The 10,401-nt window shown below is 71.4% G+C and carries 9 protein-coding genes; 4 read left to right on the top strand and 5 right to left on the bottom strand.

The genetic code is table 11. The annotated features are described in order from the left end of the window. The coding region (locus AWZ10_RS08265; RefSeq protein WP_244172435.1) for a DEAD/DEAH box helicase at nucleotides 1-1,679 on the bottom strand (1,679 nt) is incomplete at its 3' end. Between the two features lie 495 nt (nucleotides 1,680-2,174). Here AWZ10_RS08265 and AWZ10_RS08260 point away from each other — a divergent pair. Continuing rightward, nucleotides 2,175-2,951 carry a ferritin-like fold-containing protein gene (locus AWZ10_RS08260; protein ID WP_046709222.1) on the top strand — a complete coding sequence of 259 codons (777 nt, stop codon included), beginning with the start codon at nucleotides 2,175-2,177 and terminating at the stop codon, nucleotides 2,949-2,951. A gap of 116 nt (nucleotides 2,952-3,067) precedes the next feature. On the opposite strand, the gene AWZ10_RS08255 is transcribed toward AWZ10_RS08260, so the two are convergent. The 4 genes from AWZ10_RS08255 to AWZ10_RS08240 form a co-directional block, all read right to left on the bottom strand. After that, nucleotides 3,068-3,340, bottom strand: a complete 273-nt coding sequence (locus tag AWZ10_RS08255) for a hypothetical protein (protein ID WP_046709223.1) — start codon at nucleotides 3,338-3,340, stop codon at nucleotides 3,068-3,070. A 207-nt stretch (nucleotides 3,341-3,547) separates the two neighbouring features. Then, complete coding sequence (locus tag AWZ10_RS08250) at nucleotides 3,548-3,775, bottom strand: DUF3107 domain-containing protein (RefSeq protein WP_037694977.1); 228 nt, start codon at nucleotides 3,773-3,775, stop codon at nucleotides 3,548-3,550. Nucleotides 3,776-3,987: 212 nt separating this feature from the next. Further along, nucleotides 3,988-4,629, bottom strand: a complete 642-nt coding sequence (locus AWZ10_RS08245) for a TetR/AcrR family transcriptional regulator (RefSeq protein ID WP_046709226.1) — start codon at nucleotides 4,627-4,629, stop codon at nucleotides 3,988-3,990. 201 nt (nucleotides 4,630-4,830) lie between these two features. Next, the gene (locus AWZ10_RS08240) at nucleotides 4,831-5,049 is read right to left on the bottom strand and encodes a hypothetical protein (RefSeq protein WP_046709224.1); all 219 of its coding nucleotides are present in this window, start codon (nucleotides 5,047-5,049) and stop codon (nucleotides 4,831-4,833) included. Nucleotides 5,050-5,334: 285 nt separating this feature from the next. Here AWZ10_RS08240 and AWZ10_RS08235 point away from each other — a divergent pair, with 285 nt between their 5' ends. The 3 genes from AWZ10_RS08235 to AWZ10_RS08225 all read left to right on the top strand — a co-directional run. After that, the gene (locus tag AWZ10_RS08235) at nucleotides 5,335-6,594 is read left to right on the top strand and encodes an alpha/beta fold hydrolase (RefSeq protein WP_060890771.1); all 1,260 of its coding nucleotides are present in this window, start codon (nucleotides 5,335-5,337) and stop codon (nucleotides 6,592-6,594) included. An 8-nt stretch (nucleotides 6,595-6,602) separates the two neighbouring features. Further along, nucleotides 6,603-8,444 carry a DUF3152 domain-containing protein gene (locus AWZ10_RS55720; RefSeq protein WP_208618466.1) on the top strand — a complete coding sequence of 614 codons (1,842 nt, stop codon included), beginning with the start codon at nucleotides 6,603-6,605 and terminating at the stop codon, nucleotides 8,442-8,444. 210 nt (nucleotides 8,445-8,654) lie between these two features. After that, on the top strand, nucleotides 8,655-10,401 hold a 1,747-nt coding region (locus AWZ10_RS08225; protein WP_060890772.1), incomplete at its 3' end, for a DUF3492 domain-containing protein.

Raw genomic sequence — 10,401 nt, 5'->3', positions numbered from 1 at the left:
TCCGCCGCCGGCTCGGCGGCGGTCGCACCCTCAGCGGTGTCGAGCGAGGCTTCCGCGCCGGCCACGGCCTCGGCGACGGGAGCCTCGGCGGCGTCCACCGACTTGCGCGTGCGGCGACGACGCGGCTTCGAGGCTTCCTCGACCGACTCGGCAGGTGCGCCCGAGACGGTCTCGACCACGGCTTCGGCCCGCTCGGCCGACGTGTTCTCGACCGCGGTCTCGGCGCCGGGGTTCGCACCCGCACCGGCGCGGGTACGGCGGCGACGGCGAGGCGTACGGGGCTCGGACTCGGCGGTGCCGGTACCCGGCGTCTGCGTGGACTCCGAGGGCTTCGTGACCGCGGCGGCCTCCGGGGACGCCCCGTCGGCGGTGGAACCACCACGCGTACGGCGGCGACTGCGCGGCGTACGCGCCGGGCGCTCACGCTCGCGCTCGGCGGACGACGGGCCGGAGGAACGGCCGCCACGCCCGCGCGGACCACGCCCGCCCGGCTCGCCGAGGTCTTCCAGCTCCTCGGCGTCCAGCCCGGCCCGGGTGCGCTCGGAGCGCGGCAGGACACCCTTCGTGCCCGCCGGGATGCTGAGCTCCTCGAAGAGGTGCGGGGAGGTGGAGTACGTCTCCGGCGGGTCGCTGAACCCGAGGTCCAGCGCCTTGTTGATGAGCTGCCAGCGCGGGATGTCGTCCCAGTCGACGAGAGTGACCGCGATGCCCTTGGCACCCGCGCGGCCCGTACGGCCGATGCGGTGCAGGTAGGTCTTCTCGTCCTCGGGGGACTGGTAGTTGATGACGTGGGTGACGCCCTCGACGTCGATGCCGCGGGCGGCGACGTCGGTGCAGACGAGGACGTCCACCTTGCCGTTGCGGAAGGCGCGCAGGGCCTGCTCGCGGGCGCCCTGGCCGAGGTCGCCGTGGACCGCGCCGGAGGCGAAGCCCCGCTGCTTGAGCTGGTCGGCGAGGTCGGCCGCCGTGCGCTTCGTACGGCAGAAGACCATGACCAGTCCGCGGCCGTCGGCCTGCAGTATGCGCGAGACCAACTCGGGCTTGTCCATGTTGTGCGCGCGGTAGATGTGCTGCGAGGTGTTCGCGACCGTCGCGCCCTCGTCGTCCGGGGCCGTGGCGCGGATGTGCGTCGGCTGGGACATGTAACGGCGTGCCAGGCCGATGACCGCGCCCGGCATGGTCGCCGAGAACAGCATCGTCTGGCGCCGGGCCGGAAGCATGTTGATGATCTTCTCGACGTCGGGCAGGAAGCCCAGGTCGAGCATCTCGTCGGCCTCGTCGAGGACCAGGCACTTGACGTGCTTCAGGTTCAGCTTCTTCTGGCCCGCGAGGTCGAGGAGTCGCCCGGGGGTGCCGATGACGACGTCGACGCCCTTCTTGAGGGCCTCCACCTGGGGCTCGTAGGCGCGGCCGCCGTAGATCGCGAGGACGCGCACGTTGCGCACCTTGCCGGCGGTCAGCAGGTCGTTGGTGACCTGGGTGCACAGCTCGCGCGTGGGAACGACGACGAGTGCCTGCGGCGAGTCGACGAGGTCCTCGGGCTTGGCGCGGCCGGCCTCGACATCGGCGGGGACGATGACACGCTCGAGGAGCGGGAGGCCGAAGCCCAGCGTCTTGCCGGTGCCGGTCTTGGCCTGGCCGATGATGTCGGTGCCGGTGAGGGCGACCGGGAGCGTCATCTCCTGGATGGGGAAGGGGCTGAGGATGCCGACGGCCTCAAGGGCCTCGGCCGTCTCGGGGAAGATTCCGAGATCTCGGAAAGTCGTAGTCAGGGTGCTGCCTCTTCTGTGTACGCGGTGTGAGGCGAGCGCGGGGGGTCGTGTCGGGACCGTGCCGGGGACGTCGGCCGCCTCACGGGCGGACCGTGTGGCACGGGACCACTGCCGACGCTCTAGCGCTCATACCGCTGAGGGGTTCCCTCCGGACGCCGTACGCAGAGTGCCGTACGGAAAAGGAGGGCTGTCGGGTCGGAGCCGATCGGGCCACCGACCGGGCATCCTCATACGTGCGGCCTGTCGAGACACGGTCGAACTACGTCGACGTACCAGCAGGCGCATTACCACCATACCCCGGAATCACGCATATGCGATGGCCGATTTGGTCACGTAGTCGTCGTCACACTGAAGGGCACACTGAGTGACCAGGCCCTTCCGCCTTGCGCGGAGCGGGCTATTGTGCGCTGCATGACCACGTCTGACAAGCCTGAGAACGCCACCGGCAGCGAGTCCGCCGACGCCGCCGACACCGCCGAGGTCACCGGGATCGCCGCCCAGGACTGGGCCCGGGCCTCCGCCGACCCGCAGTACCGCGCCGCGGTGGTGGACCTGCTGGGCGCGCTGGCGTACGGGGAGCTGGCGGCGTTCGAACGGCTCGCGGAGGACGCGAAGCTGGCGCCGACCCTCGCTGACAAGGCCGAGCTGGCCAAGATGGCGGCAGCCGAGTTCCACCACTTCGAGAGGCTCCGGGACCGGCTCACCGAGGTCGGCGAGGAGTCGACGCGGGCCATGGAGCCGTTCGTCGACGCGCTCGACGGCTTCCACAAGCAGACCGCGCCGTCGGACTGGCTGGAAGGGCTCGTCAAGGCGTACGTCGGCGACTCGATCGCCAGTGACTTCTACCGGGAGGTCGCGGCGCACCTCGACTCGGACACGCGCGGGCTGGTGCTCGCGGTGCTGGACGACACGGGGCACGCCGGGTTCGCCGTGGAGAAGGTGCGGGCCGCGATCGACGAGGACCCGCGTGTGGGCGGGCGACTGGCGCTGTGGGCACGGCGGTTGATGGGGGAGGCGCTGTCGCAGTCACAGCGGGTGGTGGCCGACCGGGACGCCTTGTCCACGATGCTCGTGGGGGGTGTCGCCGACGGGTTCGATCTGGCCGAGGTGGGGCGGATGTTCTCGCGGATCACTGAGGCGCACACCAAGCGGATGGCTGCGTTGGGCCTAGCGGCCTGACCAGGGGCGCCTAGCCGCCGTGGGGCGACTCGTCGTCCGGTGGGTGCGGGTGATGCGTGGCTGGTCGCGCAGTTCCCCGCGCCCCCGGATGGGGCTTCGTCCCCGTCCGCGGTTCGTCACGCCGTCGCTGAGCTGCTGCGTCGAAATCGTTCCGTCGGGCGCAGGAGCAGGGACAGGGAGGCCGCTGCCATGATCAGTGCGCCGGTGAGGATCAGCGGATAGTTCGCGGAGCCCAGTGCCGTGTGGGTGAGGAAAGCGCCGAAGAGGGCGCCGGCGGTGCCGGTCGGGAGGACCAGGGTGCGGGACGGCAGGCGGTGCGGGAGGCGGTAGGCGGCGGCGCAGGCCAGGGCGAAGCCGAGGAGTGCGGATCCGAGTGCTTCCAAGAACATGATCGGGTTCCCTCCCGCACGGCCTGGCCTGGGCAAATCGGTCGTAGCCGGTACTACCCGCGAGCCGTGGAACGCAATCATCGTCTGTGGACGAGATGTGGTCGCTCTGTTCGGTTCGGCCCGTGGGAGCCATGAGGAGCGGGCGTACGGAGGGGCCCGGTGGTTTCACACCACCGGGCCCCTCCGTATACCTCTTGTGCCTCGTGACTACAGCGCGCTGAAGCCCACCTTGCGGACGGCCGACTCGCCGATGTCGATGTAGGCGAGACGGTCGGCCGGGATCAGCACCTTGCGGCCGTGCTCGTCCGTGAGGCTCAGCAGCGCCGTCTTGCCGGTCAGCGCATCGGCAACGGCACGCTCGACCTCCTCGGCACTCTGACCGCTCTCCAGAACGATCTCGCGAGGCGCGTGCTGCACGCCGATCTTGACCTCCACGGCTATGTCCCTCCGACGGTCAGTGAAGTGCGCGGGCTTCCGCGCCGTACGCAGCACACATTAGCCCGGTGAGGGGACGTACACGCTCCGCCTGAGAACGCCAGGAGCGAACAGGGCGTGGGAACAAAACCCCGGACCGGGGCCGGGTCGCGCGGACGGTCCGGGGTCGCACGGTCGATGCCGTCGGCGGTGCCGGCGATCGGCGCTGTCGATCACTGCTGGTCGATGCCGTGCAGGGGGAAGCCCGCGATGCCCCGCCAGGCCAGCGAGGCCAGCAGCTGCACCGCCTGCTCGCGCGGGACGCTGCGGTCACTGTGCAGCCAGGACCGTGCCACCACCTGGGAGAGGCCGCCCAGGCCCGAGGCGAGGAGCATCGACTCCGCGCGCGAGAGACCGGTGTCCTCGGCGATGACTTCGCAGATGGCCTCCGCGCACTCGTTGGTGACCTTGTCCACGCGCTCGCGCACGGCGGGCTCGTTCGTCAGGTCCGACTCGAAGACCAGCCGGAACGCGCCGCCCTCGTCCTCGACGTACGCGAAGTAGGCGTCCATCGTGGCCCGGACGCGCTGCTTGTTGTCGGTCGTCGACGCGAGCGCGCCGCGCACGGCCTGGATGAGGGATTCGCAGTGCTGGTCCAGCAGGGCCAGATAGAGGTCGAGCTTGCCGGGGAAGTGCTGGTAGAGCACCGGCTTGCTGACTCCGGCGCGCTCGGCGATGTCGTCCATCGCGGCCGAGTGGTAGCCCTGGGCCACGAAGACTTCCTGGGCGGCGCCCAGCAACTGGTTCCGTCGGGCTCGGCGCGGCAGGCGTGTGCCCCGCGGGCGCGCCGCCTCTGTCTGCTCGATGGCTGTCACGCCGCCTCCCAAGATCGTCCACATGCGGGTGTGCGCCGCGCCGCCATCGTACTTTTCGGTAACCCGGGTGTGCGCGGTGCGAGCGCAGAATTTCACGGACCGGACGTAGGGGAAAGTGCCGCATATCGCATTAAACAGGGGTGTAGTGGGCGCGTGGAAGCTCTTTCTCGCCGCCGGGCGTCGTCCCTGGTGAGGATTGGGTTACCGGTAGTCCTCCTCATCGAGGGAGACCACGCGGGCCTGTTCCGCCAGGTCGGCCTCGTTGGCGGCGCTCGGATCGGCGTCGGTCAGCGGGTCGTCCCGCTTCTGTGCCCAGTCCGTGCGCTGCTCGGCGGCATCGGCCTCGGGGGTTTCGACGTCGTCGAGCTCCACGGGGTCCTCCTCGACGAAGGTGTCGGGTTCGGTCGGGTCTACGGCCATCGCGGGTTCCCCTTCCTGGTACTGCCCTGGTCCGCCGGAACGTCCTCGAGGGCGGCGGGGGCCACGTACGGGTGCCCTGTTCGCGAGCCTGGATGCCCTGATTACGAGCCTAGGAGAAGGGTGGTATTGGTGCTATGCGGTCCCGGTGCGGTCCCGGTGTGGTCCGCCGCGGCCCGGCGATGGGTGCTCCCCACCCGGTACCCCGTGGCAAGTGGCCGATTTGTGTCCTGATCTGTGACGGCGAACACATGAGTCACTGCGTGATCGTCTCGTAACATTGCCCGCATGTCTTCGACCGAGCTGCCGTCCCTGCTGACCGCCACCGCGTCGCCGAAGGCGAGCGCCGTGCGTGTGGCGCCCGGGGAGCAGCTGAGGTCGGTCCGGCTGCCCGGGATCACGCTGTCGGTGCGGTCGAGACCGCCGGCGCGTGAGGGACTGCCGCCCGCCCTCTACGTGCACGGCCTGGGCGGATCCTCGCAGAACTGGTCCGCGCTGATGCCGCTGCTGGACGGACTCGTGGACAGCGAGGCGCTCGATCTGCCCGGCTTCGGCGACTCGCCGCCGCCCGACGACGGCAATTACTCCCTCACGGGGCACGCGCGCGCGGTCATTCGTCACCTCGACGCAGCCGGGCGCGGTCCTGTGCACCTCTTCGGCAACTCCCTCGGCGGCGCGGTCGCGACCCGTGTCGCCGCCCTCCGCCCCGATCTCGTCCGCACCCTGACCCTCGTGTCGCCCGCCCTGCCGGAGCTCCGCGTGCAGCGGACCGCCGTGCCGACCGCGATGCTCGCGCTGCCGGGCATGGCGGCGCTCTTCACCCGTTTCACCAGAGGCTGGAGCGCGGAGCAGCGCGTACGGGGCGTCACGGCACTCTGTTACGGCGACCCCGGCCGCGTCACGGACGAGGGCTTCCGCAACGCTGTCGAGGAGATGGAGCGGCGTATCCAACTGCCTTACATGTGGGACGCGTTGACGCGTTCCGCCCGAGGGCTCGTGGACGCCTACACCCTGGGCGGGCAGCACTCGCTCTGGCGTCAGGCCGAGCGGGTCCTCGCTCCGACCCTCCTTGTCTACGGCCGCCGCGACCAACTCGTCGGCTACCGGATGGCCCAGCGCGCCGCCCGCTCCTTCCGCGACTCCCGCCTCGTCTCGCTGCCGGACGCGGGGCATGTCGCGATGATGGAGTATCCGGAGGCTGTTGCCGCTGCGTTCCGTGAACTGCTCGCGGATACGGGGAAGTCGGACGGCGGGGCGGATTCGGCGTCGATGGGTTCGGGGGCGATGGGTTCGAGGTCGGGGGGCTGGGATCCGGGTGGGGATTCGCCTTCGGCTTCGTTGAGTTCGACTATCGCTGGTGCTGGTGCTGGTGCTGGTGCTGGTGCTGGTGCTGGTGCTGGTGCTGGTGCTGCGGGTTCGGCTTCGGCTTCGGTTGACGCTTCGAATGACGGTGGTTCGGTGGGCGGTGGCGGCCGCCTGGCCGGTGCGGACAGTGCCCGATCGGCCGCCGAAGGGCCTCCATCGGGCTCTCCGGGCGTGGGGAGCTGAGGCGCGGCGTGGGACGGCACAGCCGCAAGGGGCGGGCGCCGAAAGGCGATACAAACGATTTGAGGGAAGCCCGGACGGCGACGTCCGCCGGTGCAGGCGACCGCGGACCGGCGGCGCAGCGGGCACCGAGGGTCCAGGGAGTGCAGGGGGCCCAGGGTGTGGGCGGACCGGCTTCCCCGACCGCCAGGGATACTGCGGCTGCGGCTGCGGCTGCGGCTGCGGCTGTGTCGGCGTCGTCGGCGGGAGGAAGACTGCCGGGCAGTCCTCTGTCGCCGCGCGGGTACGACCAGGCTCCGAGTCAGGGGGCGCCGCAGGTCAACGCAAGCGCGCCTGGGCGGCAGGGTCCGCGTTTCCCGGATGCCACCCCCGCGCATGGCTTCCCGCGCCTTCCGGATGGCGCCCCGGCGTACGCCGTCCCCCGTTTCGCCGACGGCACTCCGGCGCACGGGTTTCCACGCCTTCCTGACGGCACCCCGGCGCACGGCGTGCCGGGCCTTCCGGACGGCACGCCCGCACAGGGCTTCCCCCGGTTCCCGGACGGCACCCCGGCCCGTGGCTACCCACCGACTCGTGGTGGGCACCCCGAGCAGCGTGAAGCGGGCGGCGGTTGGGGGCACTTGGGTGGTCGTGGGCGCCGGACGGGTGCCGGACACGGCGTGGCGCAAGGGGCTCCCGAGGGGGCCCCGTATGGTGTGCCGGGCGAGGCGCCATCCCCCGGCGCCTCGTACGGCGAGCCTCCGGAGCGTTCCGGCCGCCGCATCCCCATTCCCCGGCAGCGGCAGGAGACCATGCCCCCCGGTGGCCCCCGCCAGGCCTATCTGGACGCCTTCGACGAGGTCGACGACGTCCTCGCACCCGGTCGGACACACCGTGCCGCGCCGGGTGGCGAGGCCGACGGCCGGGTCGAGGTGGCTCTGGAAGAGAAGCCGCTGCAAGAGGGGGCGCTGCACGAGGAACCGCTGCGGCGGAAGCTGTCGCAACAGCAGGCGTTGCACGAGCAGCCTCCGCGTGACGGGGGCGAGGGCGTCGGGACGGCGAAGGGCGCCAAGGGGCGGGCGTTCGCCGGGATCGCGGCCGCCGCGGTCACGACCGTGCTGGCGGTCGTCGTGGGCGCACAGGTGGCCGGCGGACAGGACGAGACCGCCACGCAGTCGCAGGCCGCCGACACCGGTGAGCGTGATGTGCGCGACACCTCGCGCAGCGACGACCGGCCCACACCCTCCGGTCCGCCGAGCCCGAGCGCGACCCCGCTGTCGTACGACCAGAAGATGGGCAAGGTGTACGCGGTCGCCGCGGATCTGGAGGGTGGCGGGAAGTTCGATGCGGTCAGGGGCTTCGACAAGGCGCCGGGGACGGGACAGAAGTACCGCTACCGGGTCGATGTCGAGAAGGGCCTCGGGCTGGACGCCGAGCTGTTCGCCGAGGCAGTGCAGAAGACCCTGAACGACGACCGGAGTTGGGCCCACAGTGGTGGCCGTACGTTCGAGCGGATCTCCTCGGGAACACCCGACTTCGTGATCACGCTGGCCAGCCCGGGAACCACGGCGTTCTGGTGCGCCAAGTCGGGGCTCGACACGACCGTGGACAACGTGTCCTGCGATTCGGCCGCCACCGAGCGCGTCATGATCAACGCGTACCGCTGGGCCCAGGGCTCCGAGACGTACGGCGATCAGATCCACGCGTACCGGCAGATGCTGATCAACCACGAGATCGGCCACCGCCTCGGCTACAGCCATGTGACCTGCGACAAGGATGGCGAACTCGCCCCCGTCATGCAGCAGCAGAGCAAGTTCCTGACGCAGGACGGGATCACGTGCAAGGCCAATCCCTGGCCCTACCCCGGTAGTTGACGGGAGCCCGCGGCGGCCTGACACGGCGTGACCGAGTGATCCCCTAGCGCGACAAAACGCGTCCCGCTAGGGAAAGTTACGACCGTTCACCCCTTTTGGTGGTGCGATGGACAACCGTCCGTCGCGCCACCGCCTTGTCCGCATACGTTCGTCCCGCTGTGAACCGCCGGGCGAACGGCGGCTTCTCAAACGGGAGATCGGGGTGCACGCGTGCGTATCGGACTGCTTACGGAGGGTGGCTATCCGTATGTGAGCGGTGACGCCAGGCTCTGGTGCGACCGACTCGTACGTGGGCTGGAGCGACACGAGTTCGACATCTACGCGCTCAGCCGGAGCGAGCGGCAGGAGGACGAGGGCTGGATCCCGCTGCCGCCGCAGGTCAGCCGGGTCCGTACGGCACCGCTGTGGACGGCCGAGGACGACGGGGTCGTCCACGGACGCCGGGCGCGCAGGCGCTTCGCGCAGGCGTACGGCGAACTGGTGGCGGCGGTGTGCTCGGGGGGAACGGGCCGGGTCCATGGTGTTGCTGGTGGGGCCGGGTTGCTCGGCGGGGCCGGGGAGGCCGGGGAAGCCTGCGAAGGCGGGGCAGACGCTGAGGCGGACCGTTTCGGCAATGCGCTGTACGGGCTCGCCGAGCTGGGCCGCGACGAGGGTGGGCTGGTCGGCGCGCTGCGCTCCGAGGCCGCCGTGCGCACCCTGGAGCGCGCTTGTCGCGCGCCGGGCGCACTGCGAGGGGCGCGCGAGGCGCGCGTACCGGATCTGCTGACGGTCGCCGCACATCTCGAACGCGCCCTGCGCCCCTTCTCGCTCGACTGGTACGAGGACGACGGGCTCGGCTCGGTCGACCTGTGCCACGCGGCGGCGGGCGGCTCGGCCGCACTTCCCGGGCTGCTGGCCCGTCACTTCCACGGGGTGCCGCTGCTGGTCACCGAGTACGGCGTGCCGCTGCGGGCGCACTACCTCGGGGCCTCGGGAGAGGCGCCGGTGCGCGCCCTGCTTGCGGCCTTCCACCGGCGACTGACCGCCGAGGTCTACCGGCAGGCCGCCTGCCTCACCCCCGGCAACACCCACGCCCGGCGCTGGCAGGAGCGCTGCGGCGCCGACCGCGCCAGGATCCGGACGGTCTACCCCGGCATGGACGCCGCCCGCTTCGCGGAGGTGGGCGAGTCCCTGGAGGGCGCGGATCCGTACACACTGGTCTGGGTCGGCCGCATCGAGCCCGCCAAGGACCTGATCTCGCTGCTGCACGCCTTCGTCGAGATTCGCCGAGCGGAGCCCAAGGCGCGGCTCAGGATCGTCGGAGCGGCAGCGGGGTCCGAGGCCACCGCCTACCTGGGCCATTGCAAGGCCCTGGCCGCGCAGCTTTTCCCCGACGAGGTGGACGGCGTCCACGCGGTCGGCGACAACCCAGTCTCCTTCGAGGAGATCGGCGGGCCGGCAGTCCCCGACCTGGCCGAGGCCTACGCGGCGGGTGCGGTGGTCGTGTTGTCCAGCGTCGTCGAGGGCTTCCCGATCAGCCTGGTCGAGGCCATGTTCTGCGCCCGGCCGACGGTCTCCACCGATGTGGGCGCCGTCGTGGAGGTCATCGGCGGCACGGGCCTCGTCGTCCCACCGCGCAATCCGCGGGCGCTGGCCGAGGCGTGCGTGGCGCTCCTGCGAGAACCCGAGCGCCGTGCGCGCCTGGGCGCGGCCGCCCGCGCACGCGCCCTCGAACTCTTCACGGTGGAACAGAACGTCGCGGCATTTCGTGGCATCTACCTTGAGGTCGTCTCCCACGCCCCGGTGCGCAAGGTCGTCCTCGACGGCACCGGCGAACCGCTGCCCTTCGGCGCCCCGGCGGAGGCCCACGTGCCCGGCCGCTGGACCGATCCCCGGCTGGTGGCGGGCGGCCTCGGGGTCGCTGGGGTCGCCGGTGTGGCAGGGGTGGCGGGCGTCGCCGGTGTCGCGGGCCTCGGCG

The sequence above is a fragment of the Streptomyces europaeiscabiei genome, from assembly GCF_001550375.1.
In the GTDB taxonomy this organism is placed as follows: domain Bacteria; phylum Actinomycetota; class Actinomycetes; order Streptomycetales; family Streptomycetaceae; genus Streptomyces; species Streptomyces europaeiscabiei.
The sequence above is the reverse complement of the archived record's forward strand: the minus strand, read 5'-3'. Positions and strand labels throughout refer to the sequence as shown.

Bases quoted from the DNA above. Each gene is read 5' to 3' on its own strand.
- AWZ10_RS08255 (WP_046709223.1), bottom strand. From the start codon at position 3,340: ATGTTCTTGGAAGCACTCGGATCCGCACTCCTCGGCTTCGCCCTGGCC.
- AWZ10_RS08240 (WP_046709224.1), bottom strand. From the start codon at position 5,049: ATGGCCGTAGACCCGACCGAACCCGACACCTTCGTCGAGGAGGACCCC.
- AWZ10_RS08235 (WP_060890771.1), top strand. From the start codon at position 5,335: ATGTCTTCGACCGAGCTGCCGTCCCTGCTGACCGCCACCGCGTCGCCG.